1 protein-coding gene is annotated in these 494 nt (G+C 67.0%); it reads right to left on the bottom strand.

All coding sequences use genetic code 11. The features are described from left to right. Nucleotides 1–494, bottom strand: a 494-nt coding sequence (locus EN893_RS37420) for a histidine kinase dimerization/phospho-acceptor domain-containing protein (protein ID WP_281062555.1), incomplete at both ends; no start/stop codon positions are given.

Raw genomic sequence — 494 nt, 5'->3', positions numbered from 1 at the left:
GCGCGGGGCCGATGCGTTCGCCGGGCCGAAGCTTGATCGAGATGCCGAAGTCCCGGTGCGGCGCGGTGACCTCCTCGACCAGCGAGGTCAATGGCAGCCGAGAAAGATGCGCCTCGCCCTCGGAGGACAGGCTGGTCAGCCGCTTGAGAATCTCGCGGCAGCGCTCGCTCTGCGAACGCAACAGCGTTACGTCTTCCCCATATTTCGCATCCTTGCCGAGCGCCTTTTCCATCTCCTTGGCGACAAGCGCGATGGTGGCGAGCGGCGTGCCGAGCTCATGCGCGGCCGCGGCGGCCAGCCCGTCGAGTGCCGAAAGGTGCTGCTCGCGCTGCAGCACCAGCTCCGTTGCAGCGAGCGCATTGGCCAGAAGCCGGGCTTCGGCGGCCACCCGGAAGGCATATATGGCGGTGAAGGCGATCGAGGACAGCACCGCCATCCACATGCCGGCGACGTAGAGAAAAGGCATCGCCAGCGGCGCGTCCTCATGCCAGGGC

Origin of the sequence: Mesorhizobium sp. M7A.F.Ca.CA.004.04.2.1, from assembly GCF_004022825.1 — a bacterium.
GTDB lineage: Bacteria > Pseudomonadota > Alphaproteobacteria > Rhizobiales > Rhizobiaceae > Mesorhizobium.
This window is presented reverse-complemented; position numbering and strand designations above follow the sequence as displayed.